The 16,559-nt window shown below is 73.1% G+C and carries 12 protein-coding genes; 6 read left to right on the forward strand and 6 right to left on the reverse strand.

Annotated elements, in window-relative coordinates; genetic code table 11:
* Positions 1–20 precede the first annotated feature (20 nt).
* From dmpG to EAO75_RS27975, 3 genes are read right to left on the reverse strand one after another with little or no spacing between them, the layout of a single operon-like run.
* The gene (gene dmpG, locus EAO75_RS27965) at positions 21–1,040 is read right to left on the reverse strand and encodes a 4-hydroxy-2-oxovalerate aldolase (protein ID WP_147997767.1); all 1,020 of its coding nucleotides are present in this window, start codon (positions 1,038–1,040) and stop codon (positions 21–23) included.
* Positions 1,037–1,978, reverse strand: a complete 942-nt coding sequence (locus tag EAO75_RS27970; RefSeq protein WP_147997768.1) for an acetaldehyde dehydrogenase (acetylating) — start codon at positions 1,976–1,978, stop codon at positions 1,037–1,039. Before EAO75_RS27970 ends, dmpG begins: the two co-directional genes overlap by 4 nt.
* Positions 1,975–2,811 carry a 2-keto-4-pentenoate hydratase gene (locus tag EAO75_RS27975; protein ID WP_261989430.1) on the reverse strand — a complete coding sequence of 279 codons (837 nt, stop codon included), beginning with the start codon at positions 2,809–2,811 and terminating at the stop codon, positions 1,975–1,977. The genes EAO75_RS27970 and EAO75_RS27975 overlap by 4 nt, the downstream gene beginning before the upstream one ends.
* A gap of 158 nt (positions 2,812–2,969) precedes the next feature.
* On the opposite strand from EAO75_RS27975, the gene EAO75_RS27980 reads away from it, so the two are divergent.
* Positions 2,970–3,692: an IclR family transcriptional regulator gene (locus EAO75_RS27980; protein WP_147998110.1), complete on the forward strand. Its 723-nt coding sequence runs from the start codon at positions 2,970–2,972 to the stop codon at positions 3,690–3,692.
* Between the two features lie 66 nt (positions 3,693–3,758).
* The gene (locus EAO75_RS27985; RefSeq protein ID WP_147997769.1) at positions 3,759–5,984 is read left to right on the forward strand and encodes a SpoIIE family protein phosphatase; all 2,226 of its coding nucleotides are present in this window, start codon (positions 3,759–3,761) and stop codon (positions 5,982–5,984) included.
* Positions 5,985–6,046: 62 nt separating this feature from the next.
* On the opposite strand, the gene EAO75_RS27990 is transcribed toward EAO75_RS27985, so the two are convergent.
* From EAO75_RS27990 to EAO75_RS28000, 3 genes are read right to left on the reverse strand one after another with little or no spacing between them, the layout of a single operon-like run.
* Positions 6,047–7,096 (reverse strand): amidohydrolase family protein, encoded by a 1,050-nt coding sequence (locus EAO75_RS27990; RefSeq protein ID WP_147997770.1) that lies wholly within the window; start codon positions 7,094–7,096, stop codon positions 6,047–6,049.
* A gap of 34 nt (positions 7,097–7,130) precedes the next feature.
* Positions 7,131–8,015, reverse strand: a complete 885-nt coding sequence (locus tag EAO75_RS27995) for a 2-keto-4-pentenoate hydratase (protein ID WP_261989431.1) — start codon at positions 8,013–8,015, stop codon at positions 7,131–7,133.
* The gene (locus EAO75_RS28000; protein WP_147997771.1) at positions 8,012–8,647 is read right to left on the reverse strand and encodes a TetR/AcrR family transcriptional regulator; all 636 of its coding nucleotides are present in this window, start codon (positions 8,645–8,647) and stop codon (positions 8,012–8,014) included. The genes EAO75_RS27995 and EAO75_RS28000 overlap by 4 nt, the downstream gene beginning before the upstream one ends.
* 167 nt (positions 8,648–8,814) lie before the next feature.
* Between EAO75_RS28000 and EAO75_RS28005 the strand changes: the two genes are divergently transcribed.
* The 4 genes from EAO75_RS28005 (at position 8,815) to EAO75_RS28020 (ending at position 16,411) form a co-directional block, all read left to right on the forward strand.
* Positions 8,815–10,497, forward strand: a complete 1,683-nt coding sequence (locus EAO75_RS28005) for a bifunctional 3-(3-hydroxy-phenyl)propionate/3-hydroxycinnamic acid hydroxylase (protein WP_147997772.1) — start codon at positions 8,815–8,817, stop codon at positions 10,495–10,497.
* Complete coding sequence (locus EAO75_RS28010) at positions 10,494–11,366, forward strand: alpha/beta fold hydrolase (protein WP_147997773.1); 873 nt, start codon at positions 10,494–10,496, stop codon at positions 11,364–11,366. The genes EAO75_RS28005 and EAO75_RS28010 overlap by 4 nt, the downstream gene beginning before the upstream one ends.
* Complete coding sequence (locus EAO75_RS28015) at positions 11,363–12,397, forward strand: VOC family protein (RefSeq protein ID WP_147997774.1); 1,035 nt, start codon at positions 11,363–11,365, stop codon at positions 12,395–12,397. The genes EAO75_RS28010 and EAO75_RS28015 overlap by 4 nt, the downstream gene beginning before the upstream one ends.
* Before the next feature lie 450 nt (positions 12,398–12,847).
* Positions 12,848–16,411 (forward strand): SpoIIE family protein phosphatase, encoded by a 3,564-nt coding sequence (locus EAO75_RS28020; protein WP_147997775.1) that lies wholly within the window; start codon positions 12,848–12,850, stop codon positions 16,409–16,411.
* Positions 16,412–16,559 lie beyond the last annotated feature (148 nt).

Genomic DNA, 16,559 nt, shown 5'->3' on the forward strand with positions numbered 1-16,559 from the left:
CGGCGCGCGGAGCGTCCGGGTCAGGACGCGGCGTCCGCACGCGCGACCAGGTCCAGCGCGATGTCCGTGATCATGTCCTCCTGCCCGCCGACCATCCGCCGCCTCCCCACCTCGACGAGGATGCTGCGGGTGTCGAGGCCATGGCGGGCGGCGGCCGTCTCCGCGTGGCGCAGGAAGCTTGAGTACACGCCCGCGTAGCCGAGGCTGAGGGTCTCGCGGTCCACGCGCACCTCGCGGTCCTGAAGGGGCCGTACGAGATCGTCGGCCGCGTCCATCAGAGGGAACAGATCACACATGTGGTCCCAGCCCATGAGATCGGCGACCGCGATGAACGCTTCGAGGGGACAGTTCCCGGCGCCCGCGCCCTGCCCGGCCAGCGAGGCGTCCACCCGAACCGCGCCGCTCTCCACGGCGACGACGGTGTTGGCCACGCCGAGTGCCAGGTTGTGGTGGGCGTGGATGCCCAGCTCCGTCGCCGGGTCGAGGACATCGCGGTAGGCGCGGAAGCGGTCGCGGACGCCGTCCATGGTGAGCCTGCCGCCGGAGTCGGTGACGTATACGCAGTGGGCGCCGTACGACTCCATCAGCTTGGCCTGGCGGGCCAGTTCGGCCGGTTCGGCCATGTGGGACATCATCAGGAACCCGGCGACATCCATGCCCCACTCCCGCGCGGCGGCTATGTGCTGGGCGGCTATGTCGGCCTCGGTGCAGTGTGTGGCGACCCGCACCGAGCGGACGCCCAGGGTGTGCGCCTGCCGGAGGTCGTGGAGCGTGCCGATGCCGGGCAGCAGCAGGGTGGTGGGCACCGCGTGCCGCGTCGCGTCGACCACGGCCTCGATCCACTCCCAGTCGGTGTGGGCGCCGACGCCGTAGTTGATGCTGGAGCCGGCCAGGCCGTCGCCGTGGGCGATCTCGATCGCGGCCACGCCGGCCGAGTCCAGCGCGGCGGCGATCGCGCGGGCCTGGCCGACGGTGTAGCGGTGCCGGACGGCGTGCATGCCGTCCCTCAGGGTCACGTCCTGGACGTACAGACGGGTCATCGCGAGGCCACCTCCGGGGCGATCGGGAGGGCGGCCATGCGTTCCGCGGTGCGCAGCGCGGCCGAGGTCATGATGTCGAGGTTCCCGGCGTACGCCGGGAGGTAGTGCGCGGCGCCCTCGACCTCCAGGAAGACGGAGACCTTCAGCGCCTTACCCGCGCCGGGCGCCAGGGTGCGCAGCGGGTCGTCGGACGCCACCCGCTCGAACTGCACCTGCTGTGCCAGCCGGTAGCCGGGGACGTACGCCTGCACCCGCCCGACCATCTCCTCGACGGCCGCGGTGACCGCCTCGGTCGCGCACTCGGAGACCAGGCAGTGCACGGTGTCCCGCATGATCAGCGGGGGTTCGGCCGGGTTGAGGACGATGATCGCCTTGCCGCGTGCGGCGCCGCCGACCCGCTCGATGGCGGACGAGGTCGTCTCGGTGAACTCGTCGATGTTGGCGCGGGTACCGGGTCCGGCGGAGCGCGAGGCGATGGAGGCGACGATCTCGCCGTAGTGGACCGGCGTGACGGCGTTGACGGCGGCGACGATCGGGATCGTGGCCTGGCCGCCGCAGGTGACCATGTTGACGTTCGGGGCGCCGAGGTGGGCGTCGCCGTTGACCGGCGGGACGACGTACGGGCCGAGGGCGGCCGGGGTGAGGTCGACCAGGGTGCGGCCCAGCGGGCGCAGCACCTCCTCGTGGTGGCGGTGGGCGCCGGCCGAGGTGGCGTCGAAGACGATCTCCACGTCGGCGAACTCGTCCAGCGCGACGAGCCCTTCGACGCCCTCGTGGGTCGTGGCGACCTTCAGGCGCCGGGCACGGGCCAGCCCGTCGGAGGCCGGGTCGATGCCGGCCATCGCCGCGATCTCCAGCGATTCCGACAGCCGTAGGACCTTGATCATGAGGTCGGTTCCGATGTTGCCGGATCCGATGACGGCGACCTTGCTGCTCACAGCCCGCCCCCTTCCCGCGCGAACCCGACCCGTACGGAACCCAGCCCCGAGATACGGGCCTCGAAGACGTCCCCCGGTGCGGCGGGCGCCATCGGGCCGAGCGCACCGGTCAGCACCAGGTCGCCCGCGCGCAGTGGATCGCCCCGCTCGGCGAGCGCGGAGGCCAGCCACACCGCCGCGTTGAGGGGGCTGCCGAGACAGTCGGCGCCGGTGCCCTCGGAGACGGTCTCGCCGCCCCGGGTCATCGTCATCGTCACCGTCCGCAGGTCCACGCCGGTCAGCGGTACGGGGGTCGCGCCCAGGACGTACAGGCCGCAGGAGGCGTTGTCCGCGACCGTGTCGACCAGGGAGATGTCCCAGCCCCGCACCCTGCTGTCCACGATCTCCAGCGCGGGCAGCGCGAAGTCCACCGCCCGCAGCACGTCGACGACCGTGCAGGCGCGGTGCGGCAGATCCCGTCCGAGGACGAGTGCCACCTCGGCCTCCACCTTGGGCTGGAGCAGCCGCCCGGCCGCCACCTCCCCGCCGTCCGGCACCGCCATGTCCGCGAACAGAGCCCCGAAGTCGGGCCGGTCCACGCCGAGTTGGCGCTGCACGGCCACCGAGGTCAGGCCGATCTTGCGGCCCACGATCCGACGGCCGGCGTCCAGGCCGCGGCGGACGCCCAGCTGCTGCACGGCGTACGCGGTCGCCAGGTCACCGCCCCCCTCGAACAGCTCACGCACCGGAGGGCAGGCGGCCCCGGTGCGGGCGGCCTCCGCCAACAGGTCGGCGGCCTTGACGACGGCCGGTGGGGCGGCGTCCGGGCGGACGCCGTCGGGTGGGGTCGACACGGGATACCTCCAGGGTGCGGGGTGCGGGGTGCGGGATGCGGGATGCGGGATGCGGGTGCGAGGGGCCTTCGGGCGCCGCAACCGCATCACCGGTATAGACACCGCCACCACGATCGGCCAACCTTTGTTCCGTGACACGGAACAACACGAGCGGCAGCATGCTGGACAAGGCCGCTGTCATCCTGGAGAGCTTCAGCCCGAGCGGCGGCCCGTACCGTCTGTCGGAACTCTCGCAGCACACCGGACTGCCCAAGCCCACCGTGCACCGGCTGGCGGCGGACCTGGTCCGGCTGGGCTGGCTGGAGCGCTCGGGCGCCCAGTACCGGCTCGGGCCGAAGCTGTTCGAGCTCGGCTCGCTGGTGCCGCACCGGCTCGATCTGCGCGAGGCGGCCCTGCCGTTCCTCCAGGACCTGTTCGAGGCCACCCGCGAGACCGTGCACCTCGGGATCCGCGAGGGCATGGAGGTGGTCTACCTGGAGCGCATCCACGGCCACGAAGCCCTCCAGCTGCCCTCCCGCATCGGCGGCAGCCTGCCGCTGACCTGCACCGGCGTCGGCAAGGCCCTGCTGGCGTTCTCCGGCGCCGAGCTGACCGAACAGGTGCTGTCCCGGCCGCTGCCGAGCCTGACGCCCCACTCGATCACCGACCCGGACCGGCTGCGCATGGCCCTGGAGAAGACCCGGGTCTCCGGCCTCGCCTACGAGGAACAGGAAGCCGCCCCCGGCGTCAGCTGCATCGCGGCCCCCGTCTTCGCAGGCGGCACCGCGATCGCCGCGCTCTCGGTGGCGGTGCCGCGCTCCCGCTTCAGCCCCGCCCAGCTGGCGCCCGCCGTACGGACGGCGGCCCTGGGGCTGTCCCGGGTCCTGCGCGGGGCGGGCTGACGGCGACCGGCGCCGGGGCGGCCGTACGGTCTGAGGGGTCCGCGAGAGCGGCGTACCGTCGAGTGTGTGGAGCCCACGGCCGGTGGTCTGGTGTCGCGCGCGGCGCACGAGCTCGGCTCGCGAGCGGACGAGCTCAGAGCCGACGTGGAACAGTGCCTGCGGCGCGAACTGCCCACGCTGTGGGAGGCCCCGGACGTGGCCCGGTTGACCGCCGACAGCCTCGTCGCGCACATCGAGGCCGCCCTGTTCGGGCTTGAGCACGCCATCGAACCGAGCCTGATCGAGCTGCCGTCCGCCGACGCGGAGCGCGCGCGGAGACTGGCCCGGCACGGCACGCCCCTCAGCGTGATGCTGCGGGCCCTGCGGCTGGGGCAGGGCGTCATCACCGAACGGCTGCTCGCGGAGATGCCCCGGCTCAGCGACGACGCCGGGCAGGTCAGCGCGGCGGCGCAGGAGCTGATGGCGATGTCGACGACCTATGTGGACCGGGTGTCGGAGCAGACCGTCGCGGCGCACCAGGAGGAGCGGGACCGGCGGCTGCGGTGGCGGTCGGCGATGGTGAACGCGGCCAGCATGCGCATCGGCACCACCCTGGACATCGCCCGCACCACCCAGGAGCTGGCGGACTTCGCCACCGAGCAGTTCGCCGACCTGGTCACCGTCGACCTGCTCGACGCCGTGCTGCCCGGACGGGACGTCGCGGGGGACAGCCCGCTGATGCTGCGCCGGATGGCTCAGGGGCCCGCGGGCGGGCCCGGCCCGCAGCCGGCGATCGCGCCGCAGCAGGTCCACGCCTGCCCGGAGGGATCGCCGTGCGCCAACGCCCTGAGCAGCGGGCGGCCCAGCCGGCAGCGCGACGGCAGCGCGTCGGGCGTCCCGCGGGCCCACTCGACCCTGGTCGTGCCGCTGCGCGCCCGGGGCACCACGCTGGGCGTCGCCGAGTTCCACCGGAACACCACGACCGCGCGCTACGACGACGAGGATCTGCTCCTCGCCCAGGAGATCGTCGCGCGGGCCGCGATCGCCGTCGACAACGCCCGCCGCTACACCCACGCCCGCACCACCGCCGTCACCCTCCAGCGCAGCCTGCTTCCCCGGCAGGCCCCGCCGCAGTCGGCCGTCGACGTCGCCTACCGCTATCTGCCGGCCGGTTCCGATGCCGGGGTGGGCGGCGACTGGTACGACGTCATCCCGCTGTCCGGCGCGAGGGTGGCCCTCGTGGTGGGTGACGTGGTCGGTCACGGCATCCGCGCCGCCGCCACCATGGGCCGGCTGCGGACCGCCGTACGCACCCTCGCCGACATCGATCTGCCGCCCGACGAGCTCCTCACCCACCTCGACGACGTCGTCATGCGCCTGTTCACCGAAGCGTGCTCGGACCCGGACGCCGAACCCGACGCCGACGTCGGCGGAGACATCGGTGCCACGTGTCTGTACGCCGTCTACGACCCCGTCTCCCGACGCTGCACCCTGGCCCGCGCGGGGCACGTCCCGCCGGCCGTGGTGGTCCGGGACGGCACGGCGGAGCTACTGGACCTGCCGTCCGGCCCGCCGCTCGGCCTCGGCGGGCTGCCGTTCGAGACGGTGGAGGTCGACCTGCCCGAGGGCAGCCTGATCGCTCTGTGCACCGATGGCCTGATCGAGGCGCGCGCACCTGAGGGCGGGGCGCGTGTTCCTGACGGTGAGCCTGACTCCCTCGACGGCGACGGGCGTACTCCCGTCGGCACCACGCGTATGCCCGACATCGACGCCGGCCTCGCGACGCTGCGGCAGGTCCTCGCCCGCCCGGCCCCCTCCCTGGAAGAGGCCTGTGACAACGTGCTGCAGGCCCTGCTGCCCTCCCGGCCGGACGACGACGTCGCCCTGCTCCTCGCCCGCACCAGGGCGCTCGGGGCCGACCGGGTCGTCACCTGGGACCTGGAGTCGGACCCGGCGGTCGTCGCCCGGGCCCGTACGGACGTCTCCCGGCAACTGACCGACTGGGGCCTGGAGGAACACGCCTTCGTCGCGGAGCTGGTGGTCAGCGAACTGGTCACCAACGCCATCCGCTACGGCCGTTCCCCGATCAGCCTGCGCCTCATCCATGACCGCTCCCTCCTGTGCGAGGTCTCCGACGCGAGCAGCACCACCCCCCACCTGCGCCGGGCCCGGGTCCTCGACGAGGGCGGGCGCGGCCTGCTGCTGGTCGCCCAGCTCGCCGGGCAGTGGGGCACCCGCCACGCCCGGCGCGGCAAGACGGTCTGGGCCGAACTGAACGAGTCCGCCGAGTTCCCGGCCCTCGCCTTCGAGTAGCCCCGGCCTGGGGCCGACGGCGATCAGGGAGGCGGACAGGGCGTCCAGGCAGCGGCAGTCGGTCATTCGGTGCCGGGCTGGACGATCTTGAAGAAGAGACGGGCACCGGCACGTTGCGCGGACTGCCGCAGCCGTACTGGGAGCGGTCGAGACGGGGCCGGCGCGGGGGCGACCTGGGCCAGGCGGGGGAAGAGCGCCTCGGCGTTGGTGCGGTTGACCGCCGCGAGGGTGCCGGGGTCGACGCCGTCGTCGAGCCCGTTGGCGAAGTACTGCCCCGCCGCGGCCGGCGCGAACGGCCAGTCGCTGCCGAACAGGACGTGCCCCGGGCGGGCGAAGGCCAGCAGCGTGGGCAGGGCGGCCGGGCTGGAGGACAGCGCGGTGTCGAAGTAGAAGCCCCGGAAGTCCTCCAGGATGTCGCGCGGACTGCGCCCGATGTCGGCGGCGATGGCGACGGCCATGCGGTGGGAGGCGTACGGCAGGAATCCGCCGCCGTGGCTGAGGACGAACCGGATGTTCGGGTAGCGGCGCGGGACGCCGCCTCGGACGAGCAGATAGGCGGCGCGGGTGGTGTCGAGGAGGAAGTCCGCGGCGAACGGCGGGATGCCCTCGACAGCGGGCGCGGGGAGGTCGGCCGGGTGGACGAAGACAACGCCGCCGTGCTCGTCGAGGACCCGCCACAGGGCGTCCTGCCCCTCGGCGCCCAGGTAGACGCCCTGGTTGTTGGCGAGCAGGGTGACTCCGTCCGCCCCCAGCCGGGTCAGCGCCCGCTCGGCCTCCCGCGCCGACGCGGCGACGTCGGGCATGGGCAGCGTGGCGAACCAGCCGAAGCGGGCCGGGTGTTCGGCGGTGAGGGCGGCGCAGTGGTCGTTGAGCCGACGGGCCAGGCCGGCGGCCTCGTCCGGGTCGGTGAGGAAGCCGGTGCCGGGGGTGGAGACCGACAGGACCGCCGTCTCGGTGCCTAGCAGGTCCATCGCCTCCAGCGCTGCCTCGGGGCTCCAGTCGGGCAGCGCGCGACCGCCCGCCTCGACGATGCCGGCCTTGGCGAGGGCGTCGCGGTAGAGGGGCGGGACGAGGTGCTGATGGACGTCGATCCGGCGGCGTGCGGTGGTCATGATGCGGCCTCTCGGCTGTCTCGGGGGAGTGGGCTTACGACGGCTTCAGGGTTGGGGTCGGAAATGGGAGTCGGCGTCGTCCGGTCGCGGCCTGTGGACCGCAGGCACACGCGCCCCGGGCGGTCGCCGTCGGACAAAGGTCACCGACACGGACCCGAGGCCGCCGTAGCGTCCCTCGACCTTGCGGCCGGCGCCGACGAACGGGGCGGTGGTCATGGCACCGGGCAGCACCACCTGGCCCGCTTCCGGAGCGGTGCCGAAGACGGCGAGGGCGTTGGCCGGCCAGGCGACCGCGGCGGCGGGGTGACCCAGCACCTCGCGCCCGCTGCCCGACGCGATCTGCGCCCCGTCCAGGATCGGGTCGGCGGTGACAGCGGTGAGGTCGGGCGGCGGCCCGCAGCGGGGTCCAGGGACCGCAGAGCGGTCCGGCGGCGTTCGCGTTGTCGGCGACGGTGTCGACGAGGGTGATCCGCCAGTCGCGGATCCTGCTGTCGACGATCCCCAGCGCGGGCGCCACGGCGTCGGTCGCCCGCAGCACGTCCTCGACGGTGATGCCGGGACCAGACAGCGGCTCGGCGAGGTGGAAGCAGACCTCCGGTTCGATGCGGGGCCGGCAGTAGTGCGCCGCGAAGACCGACGTACCGTCGCGCAGGACCGTGTCGTCCGGCAGATGGCCGAAGTCGGGTTCGTCGACGCCGAGAAGCCCCCGCAGGGCGGGCGCCGTCAGGCCGACCTTGGGCCCGATGACCGTCGCCCCGTCGGCCGGCCGCCAGGCGACGTTGTCCCGCTGGACGGCGTACGCGTCGGACAGGTCGAGGCCCGGCAGCAGGGCCGACAGCGGGTCGATCGGGGCCGCGTGGTGCTCGGCCTCGCGCAGCGGCCGTCCGGCCTCCTCGTGCTGGACGTAGGTGAGGCTCATGCCGTGCTCCCTGCCGCCGCCGCGCGGACGGCGGCCTCGTACACGAGCCGCGCGTGCAGCTCGAACATCGCCATCAGGTCGACGCGGTCGCCGCCGATCTCGCGGTGCACGAACAGGCCGTCGGCGCCCGCCATGGCGTAGGTGGTCAGCGTGCGGACGACGTCCTCGTCCAGGGCCGGGAACAGGGCGTGGATCATGTCCGTGATCCGCTGCCGCGAGATGTCGCGCACCTGGAGGAACACCGTCCGCCCCCGGGGCTCGGCGGGGCGCCGCTCCAGGGCCAGCATCAGGCCCAGACGCAGGAAGTCCGGCGCCTCGACCAGCGACCTCGCCACGTTCGCCGCCATCGCCGTCACCCGCTCCAGCGGGCTGCCGGTCTCCTCGCCGGGCAGCTCGACGGTCGTCAGCCAGGTCGCGAAGCTGCGCTCGATGACCGCGGCGATCAGGTCGTCCTTGCCCTCGAAGTGCCAGTAGATCGAGCTCGCGGGCAGTCCGCACTTGGCGCTGACCGCGGCGATCGACGTGCCCTCGTAGCCGCGTTCGCCCGCGATCTCGACGGCGGCGTCGAGGATGCGCTGCCGCGACTCCACGCCGTTCGCACGCTTTCTGCGCACCGTCCGTGGCCTGGTCATGGGCGCTGCCCTTCCCGTCGTCCCGGCACTTGACCGCCCCGGACACCGAGCTTACCGTAGCGTCCATTCCAATTGGAGTGAACGCTACAACAAAGAGCCGCGAAGAGCCGCGAAGAACCGTGAAGAGCCGTGAAGAGCCGCTACAGGGACGACAGTGAGGTGGCCTGATGAGTGAGATCAGCGCCGGGAACAGGGTCGGGGCCAGAGCCGAGGACGGGGCCGGCGACGCCGAGTACGACGTGGCGGTGATCGGGTACGGGCCCACGGGGGTGACCGCCGCGAACCTGCTGGGCGCGGCGGGCCTCAGGGTCGTCGTGCTGGAGCGCGACGCCGAGATCTTCTCCCGGGCCAGGGCGATCTCCACCGACGAGGAGGTCATCCGGATCTGGCAGCGGACCGGCCTGGCCGACCGGCTGAAGCGGGACATGCTGGCCGACCGGCCGCTCGACTTCGTCGACGCGCGCGGCCGCGCCTTCCTCAGCGCGCACCCCACGCCGCGCGGCCACGGCCACCCGCCGCAGATGTTCCTCTACCAGCCCGCGCTGGAGCAGGTCCTGCGCGACGGCGTCGACCGCTATCCGAACGTCGAGGTGTGGCTGAGACACGAGTGCCTGCGGCTGCGCCAGTCCGCAGACGGGGCCGGCGTGGAACTCACGGTGGTCGGGACGGCCGACGACTCCGTACGACGGCTGCGCGCCCGCTACGTCATCGCGGCCGACGGCGGCTCCAGCCTCACCCGCGCACAGCTCAACGTGGGCTACGAGGGACGGACGTACGAGGACCGCTGGGTCGTCATCGACACCAGGATCCTGAAACCCTGGCCCGACCACGACCGGCTGCGCTTCCGCTGCGACCCGGCCCGCCCGGCGGTGGACTGCCCGACACCGCTCGGCCACCACCGCTGGGAGTTCCCGATCCTGCCCGGCGACGACGAGCGGTATCTGACCTCCGACGACGCGATCCACGCGATGGTGTCGGGGTACGGGATCGGCCGGGACCAGATCGAGATCCTGCGGGCCACCGTCTACAGCCACCACGTCCGCTTCGCCGCCCGATTCCGGGTGGGCCGGGTCTTCCTCGCCGGTGACGCCGCGCACGCGATGCCGCCGTGGATCGGCCAGGGCATGGCCGCCGGCGTGCGCGACGTGGCGAACCTGTGCTGGAAGCTCGACGCCGTGCTGCGCGGGGAACTGCCCGAGTCGGTGCTCGACAGCTACGAGGCGGAGCGCAAACCGCACGTCAAGGAGGTCACCAGGCGGGCGGTGTTCGTCGGCCGGATCATCACCGAACGGCGGCTCGCGGTCACCCGCGTCCGCGACTCCGTGCTGCCGCACCTGAACCGGATACCGGGCTTCGGCGGCTGGCTCCAGGACTCCAACTGGATCCCCGTCGCCCACTATGCCGACGGCTTCCAGGCCCGCCCCCGCACCAAGGCCTCCGGCACCTCCCGTACCCGTGCCTCCCGCACCACGGCCCCCGGCCACCAGATCCCCCAGCCCTGGGTCACCGGCCCCGACGGCACCCGGGTCCGCCTGGACGACGTGCTCGCCGGGCGCTGGCTGCTCCTGCACGGCCCGCTGCCGACCGCGCAGCCCGCGTGGGAGCGCTGCGGGGTCCCCTCGCTGACCGTCCTGCCGGCCGGCTCACGTCCGGCGCAGGGCGCGGTCGTCGACTGCGACGGTGTGCTGCGGGCCTGGATGACCGGGCACCGCGCCGCCACCCTCGCCCTGCGCCCCGACGCCTACGTCTACGCGGCCGCCCCTGCCGGCGCCCAACTCCCGCCGCCTCCGGCAGGGTTCACGCCGGCCCCGCGTGCGACCACCCCGACCGCCGGCCAAGGAGTGTCATGAGCACCCACACCTCACCGCCGCCGATGCAGGAGTCGCTGCTCGACGTCCTCGGCAGGAAGATCTTCGTCGCGGAGACCGGCGACGGCCCGCCCGTCCTGCTGCTGCACGGCGGCGGCCCCGGCGCCTCCGGGGTCTCCAACTACAGCCGAAACATCGCCGAGTTGGCCAAGGACTACCGGGTCATCGTCCCCGACCTGCCCGGCTACGGCCGCAGCACCAAGGGCGTGGACGGCACGGACCCGTTCGGCGACCTCGCCACCGGCATCCGCGGACTCCTCGACGAACTCGGCCTGGACAAGGCCCACCTGGTCGGCAACTCCTACGGCGGCGCATGCGCCCTGCGCCTCGCCCTGGACACCCCCGACCGGGTCGACCGCATGGTCCTGATGGGCCCCGGCGGCATCGGCACCACCCGTGCGCTGCCCACCCCGGGCCTCAGCAGCCTCCTCAACTACTACTCCGGCGACGGCCCTTCGCGTCCGAAGCTGGAGAGGTTCATCCGCACCCACCTCGTCTTCAACGCCGCCGACGTCCCCGACTCGGTGATCGACGCCCGCTACGAGGCGAGCATCGACCCGGAGGTGATCGCGGCCCCGCCGCTGCGCCGCCCGTCCGGTCCGAACGCGCTGCGCACGCTGTGGCGGATGGACTTCACCCGCGACGCCCGCCTCGACCGCCTGCCCGTGCCGACCCTGGTCCTGTGGGGCGCGGCCGACAAGGTCAACCGCCCGTCCGGCGGCCGGATGCTGGCCGACCGCATGCCCAACTGCGACCTGTACGAGGTCGCGGGCACCGGGCACTGGGTGCAGTTCGAGCGCGCGGGGCTGTTCAACAGGATCTGCGCCGACTTCCTGGCGGGCCGCCGATGACCCCGTACAGCGACATTCGCGACAGCCGTGTTGCCCCGTCGGTCTTCGGCTCGGTGCACCTCGGCCACATCGTCATCGAGACGGAGAGGTTCGCCGACTGGCGCCGCTTCGGCACCGACGCGATCGGCATGCACCACGACGACCTGGACACGGGCCTGATGCGCTTCCGCCTCGACGGCCAGGAGTGCCGTTTCCTGCTGCGGCGCGGACCGGCCGAGGACGTCGTCGCCACCGGCTGGCACCTCGACGACCACTCCACGTTCGAGCAGATCGAGGCCCGCGTGCGCGCCCACGGGGTGCCGTGCGTCGAGGGCACCGCCGAGGAGGCGAGGATCCGCGGCGTCGAACGGCTGCTGCGCTTCCCCGGCCCCAAGGGCATCACCCAGGAGATCTACACCACCCCGGTCATCTCGCCGCGGCCCCTGAAGATGCTGGCGTCCGGCTGGGTCACCGGCGACTCGGGCATGGGCCACGTCGCCATCACCTCCGCCAAACCGGCCCTGATGCGCGGCTACTTCAACACCGTCTTCGACGCCCGCCTCACCGACTACATCGACGAGACGATCAGCGGCGTCAAGCTCAAGATCCGCTTCCTGCGCGTCAACGAACGCCACCACTCCATCGCCATCGCCGCCGTCCGGGGTCTGCCCATTGACCCCGTCCGCACCCGCGTCCAGCACCTCAACATCCAGGCCGCCACCCTCGACGACGTCGCCCGCAGCTACGAGCGCGTCCACGAACTCGGCTTCGACATGGCCCTGTCCGTCGGCCAACACACCAACGACAAGGAGCTCTCGTACTACGCCCGCACGCCCTCGGGCTTCGAATGGGAGGTCGGCTGGAACCCCGTCGTCATCGACGAGTCCACCTGGAAACCCAGCACCCACCAGGGCATCAGCGTCTGGGGCCACACCCCGGTCGGCCGGACCATCGTCAACAAACTCGACCAGTTCCGCCTCGGCGCCCGCTCCCTCGCCCGCCCCGAACGGACGGTCCCCGCCCTCAGCGGCACCGGCATCCCCGACGACTGACGACCCGCGAGACGCAACACAACGGGCCCGCCCACGCAATGCGCGGACGGGCCCGTGATACCGAGCGCTGGGCAGGCCTTGCACCTGCATCTCCCCGCAGGAAGCGGGACGTCTTTCCTTGGACCACCAACGCAACACCAGCCACCCGAACTTGCGGCGACCAGCTCGGGACCAACCTTAACCCACCCGGCCCCGTCCCCCTGCACGGCGGGGTCGAGCAAAGGGTGCCCGCCCAGTGCAGAAGTGCGCTCTGAGGGTCGCCGCTGCAAGCGTACACTTCTGGGCAAATCATAGTTTTGGCTATTCTTACCTTGTAATTCTGGTGGAAAGGTAGCCAGAATCCTCGGATCCGGCGTCCGATCTACCCGAAAGGTCCGCAGTGAGTGGCCGGCGGCAGCCTTGGGAGGGCGCGCGGGCGGATCACATAGGCGCCAGGAGGAACATTTCTCGATGACCCGGCCCGATGACCCGAGCACCGCGGCGGCCCGGATGTTCGCCGAGGCCGGCGCGTTCGGCGAGCTTCTGGCCGGGATCGAGTGGGCGGCGACGCCGCTCGGGCCCCCCGAGTCCTGGCCGGGGCCCCTGGTGGACACCCTGCGCCTCATGCTCACCTCTGAGCACGGGATGGCTCTGTACTGGGGCGCCGAATTCGCCACCCTGTACAACCTGGGCTCCTCACCCATAGTCGGCGCCAAACACCCCTGGGCACTCGGCAAGCCCTACAAGGACGTGTTCCCCGAAGTCTGGGCCCACCCCGTGAGCTCCCACTTCCACTATGTGACCGACACCCGCAAGTCCCTGCTGATCCCCGATGAGCCGCTCATCATGGAGCGCCACGGCTTTCCGGAACAGTGCTACTTCGACTCCTCCTTCCAGCCCGTGCTGCTGGACGACGGCACCTCCGGCGGCGTGCTGCAGATCATCACCGAGACCACCGGCCGGGTACTGGGCGAGCGCCGGCTGCGCCTGCTGAGCGAGACCGGCGCCCGCACCGCCGGGCTGCTCACCCCGGGCGAGGTCGCCCGCGTCGTCGCTCAGGTGCTGGGCTCCTATCCCGAGGAGATCCCGTTCCTGGGCCTGTACCTGGCCTCCGAGCCGGGGATGCTGCGGCCGGCGGCCTCCACCGGGCTCCAGCCCGCGCCCGAGTCCGTGTCCCCGAGTGCGGCCGACGGGTCGGAGGTCGCGGCCCTGCTGGCGCAGGTGGTCGCCGACGGCGCCCCTGCCACGCTGCCGGCCACCGCGTTCACCGGCGGCAACACGGCCGGGCAGCACGCCGCGGCCTCCCGGCTCCCGGTCGAGCAGGCGCTCGCTCTGCCGCTGGACTGTGCGGGCCAGGTGGGAGGCGCCCTGGTGGTGGGCGTCAACCCCTGCTTCCCGCCGGCCGGGGCCTACCGGGACTTTCTGGAGGTGCTCGCCGCCGCCGTGGCCGGGGCGCTGACGGCCGCACTCGCCCACGACGAGCAGCGCCGGCGGGCGGAAGCGCTGGCCGAGCTGGACCGGGCCAAGACCATCTTCTTCGCCAACGTCAGCCATGAGTTGCGCACCCCGCTCACCCTGCTCCTGGGCCCGCTCCAGCAGGCCCTGGCCGACGAGGACCGGCCCGAGCGGCACGAGCGGCTGGAGCTGGCCGAACGCGGCGCCCTGCGCCTGCTGAAGCAGGTCAACACCCTCCTGGAGGTCGCCAGGGCCGAGGCCGGGCAGCTACGCCCGGCCCTCGAGCCGGTCGACCTCGCCGGCGCCACGGCCGAGCTGGCCGGGGTGTTCCGCTCCGCCTTCGAGGCGGCCGGGCTGACGCTGGAGGTGGACTGCCCGCCGCTGTCCAGGCCGGTGTCGCTGGACCGGGAGATGTGGGAGAAGATCATCCTCAACCTGCTCAGCAACGCCCTGAAGTTCACCTTCACCGGCGGCGCCCGGGTGCAGGTGGCCGCGGTCGGAGACCTGGCCCGGCTGACCGTGACCGACACCGGCACGGGCATCCCCCCGGACGAGCTGCCGCGGCTGTTCGAGCGCTTCCACCGCGTCCGCGGCGCCCGCTCCCGCTCCCACGAGGGCAGCGGCCTCGGCCTGGTGCTGGTGAAGGACCTGGTGGAAGCGCACGGCGGCACCGTCGGCGTGGACAGCCGGCTCGGCCAGGGCACCGACGTCACCGTGAATCTCCCCTTCGCCGCCGCCCACCGGCCCCGTCCGGACCCGCCCGCGGCCGGCGCCGGATTCCCCGGGGAAACCCCCACGGAAGACGGAGGCGGCCGGTCCGGCCGCGCCACGGCCTATGTGGACGAGGCGCTGGGCTGGCTGGCGGCCGACCCTGTCCCCGCCGCGTCGACGTCCGCGGCACGCCCCCCGCGCGCTTCCGCGACCCACGATGCCCCGCACGGCCGCCCCGGTCCGCACGAAACCGAACGCCCCCACCCGGCCCGCCTGCTGGTCGTCGACGACAACGCCGACATGCGCGCCTACCTCACCCAGCTCCTGCAGCCCGACTACGACGTGCTGCTCGCCGCCGACGGCCGGGCCGCCCTGGAGATGGCCCTGGCCCAGCCGGTGGAGCTGGTGCTGAGCGACGTGATGATGCCCCGCATGGACGGCTTCGAGCTGGTCCGGGCGCTGCGTGCGGACCCGCGCACCGCCCGCCTGCCCATCGTCCTGCTCACCGCCCGCGCCGGCGAGGAGGAATCCGTGCAGGGCCGGGAGGCCGGCGCCGACGACTACCTGGCCAAACCCTTCTCCGCGCGCCAGCTGTTGGCGCGCGTCCGCGCCGGGTTGGAGCTGTCCCGGCTGCGCGAACAGGCCCTGACCGAGACCCGCAACCAGCTGGCCGTGCTGGACTCACTGGCCGAGGCGGGCCTGCGACTGTCCGCCACCCTCGACCCGGACCAGATACTCCAGACTGCCGGCCAGATCTTGCTGCCCGACTTCGCCGACCAGATCAGCATCCACCCCACCGCCGCAAGACCCGCCCCGGCGCAGTCGCCCCCGGCATACATCGCCGGCACCCCGCTTCTCGCCCGCGAAGCGCTGGCGACCGCCGCCACCCACGCGATCAACGGCACCGCCCCGGCCCCAGCCGGCCCGCACCCGCCCGCTGCCGTACTGGCCCTGCCGCTGCAGGCCCACGACCGGACACTGGGGGCCCTGGTACTGGTCCGGCACACCGACTACTCCGCGGTCGAACACAAGTATCTGGAGAACCTCGCCCACCGCCTGGCCCAGGCCTACGACAACGCCACCCGCTACCACAACGAGCGCCGCCTCGCCCTGACCTTGCAGCGCGCCCTGCTGCCCCACCGCCTGCCCGAGGTACCTGGGGTGCGCCTGGCCACCCACTACCGGGCCAGCGACCGCGGCGCCGAGGTCGGCGGCGACTGGTACGACGTGCTCGCACTGCCCGACGGCGGGGTGGGGCTGGCCATCGGCGACGTCATGGGCCACGACGTCGAAGCCGCCATCGTGATGGGCCAACTCCGCTCCGCCCTGCACAGCCTCGCGATGGAGGGCGCCGGCCCGGCCCAGGTGCTGGCCAGGCTGGACGCCTACCTGCAGTCGCTCGCCGCCGAGCGCTTCGCCACCTGCCTGTACGCGGTCTACGACCCACACCGCCACCGCCTGCGCTACGCCGCCGGCGGGCACCTGCCGCCCCTGCTGATAGCCACCGACACCGCCTATCTGGAGCTGCCCCCGGCGTTGCCGCTGGGACTGGGCAGCACCCCGGTCGACCGCGAGGTGGCGTTCCCGCCCGGCACCAGCCTGCTGCTGTACACCGACGGCCTGGTGGAAAACCGGGCGCTGTCCCTGGGCGACTGCCTGGAGACCCTGCGCCAGGCCTGCGGCACGCTGTCCGCCGCCGCCCGCACCGACCCCCGGCAGATCACCGAACGAGCCCTGGAGCTGCTGAACACCCCCGGCCGGGTCGACGACGACACCGCCTTGCTCGCCGCCACCGCCGAACCATCGCGTCGAACCGGCGCCCCGCAGGCTGACGGAGGTGCCGTCCCGACCGCCCCAGGGCCTGTCTGATGCGGCCGGGCCCGTAGGCGGGCTGCCTGCGGCCCATGGCCCGGAAAGGCCGGCCGCAGGCCCAAAGTCCCGGAGAAGTCCTCCGGTTGCCGCCGACCCCGGCTCTGCCCCGCTGAGTAGCAGGCAGCCGGACGGGATGCGGCGGCAT

It is taken from the genome of Streptomyces sp. UW30, assembly GCF_008042075.1.
Lineage (GTDB): Bacteria > Actinomycetota > Actinomycetes > Streptomycetales > Streptomycetaceae > Streptomyces.

Excerpts from the sequence above, each read along its gene's own strand:
- EAO75_RS28010 (WP_147997773.1), top strand. The coding sequence starts at position 10,494 with ATGAGCACCCACACCTCACCGCCGCCGATGCAGGAGTCGCTGCTCGAC.
- EAO75_RS27980 (WP_147998110.1), top strand. The coding sequence starts at position 2,970 with ATGCTGGACAAGGCCGCTGTCATCCTGGAGAGCTTCAGCCCGAGCGGC.
- EAO75_RS27990 (WP_147997770.1), bottom strand. The coding sequence starts at position 7,096 with ATGACCACCGCACGCCGCCGGATCGACGTCCATCAGCACCTCGTCCCG.
- EAO75_RS27995 (WP_261989431.1), bottom strand. The coding sequence starts at position 8,015 with ATGAGCCTCACCTACGTCCAGCACGAGGAGGCCGGACGGCCGCTGCGC.
- EAO75_RS28020 (WP_147997775.1), top strand. The coding sequence starts at position 12,848 with ATGACCCGGCCCGATGACCCGAGCACCGCGGCGGCCCGGATGTTCGCC.
- EAO75_RS28000 (WP_147997771.1), bottom strand. The coding sequence starts at position 8,647 with ATGACCAGGCCACGGACGGTGCGCAGAAAGCGTGCGAACGGCGTGGAG.
- EAO75_RS28005 (WP_147997772.1), top strand. The coding sequence starts at position 8,815 with ATGAGTGAGATCAGCGCCGGGAACAGGGTCGGGGCCAGAGCCGAGGAC.
- EAO75_RS28015 (WP_147997774.1), top strand. The coding sequence starts at position 11,363 with ATGACCCCGTACAGCGACATTCGCGACAGCCGTGTTGCCCCGTCGGTC.
- dmpG (WP_147997767.1), bottom strand. The coding sequence starts at position 1,040 with ATGACCCGTCTGTACGTCCAGGACGTGACCCTGAGGGACGGCATGCAC.